At 63.9% G+C, this 299-nt stretch carries 1 protein-coding gene; it reads left to right on the plus strand.

Annotation, left to right across the window (positions count from 1 at the left end; translation table 11 throughout):
• Positions 1–299, plus strand: a 299-nt coding sequence (locus QSV36_RS23025; protein WP_289134781.1) for a hypothetical protein, incomplete at both ends; no start/stop codon positions are given.

A 299-nucleotide genomic window follows, 5' to 3' on the forward strand; every position in this document is an offset into this window, starting at 1 on the left:
TTTCCGAGGGCACGCTGGAAATCCGTGACCCGGGCCGGCAGCAGCAGGATGTGGCCAGCCTCAGTCACGACGTCGAGCATGCCAACGACAGCATCAGCCCGATCTTCGACAAGGAGAAGGAACAGCGGCGGCTGCAGCAGGTGCAGCTGATTGGTGAAATCGGCACACAGGTATCGGACATCGTCCGTACCGAGGGGCAGCTGAAGGCCGACAAGGAGGCGCGTGCGGAACTCGATGCACGCGGCATCCCGGCGCCGGGTGAAGGGGCAAGCGAGGCGGCGAAAAAGGCGTACCAGGAA

This window comes from Pseudomonas sp. BCRC 81390 (assembly GCF_030341915.1).
Classification (GTDB): Bacteria; Pseudomonadota; Gammaproteobacteria; order Pseudomonadales; family Pseudomonadaceae; genus Aquipseudomonas.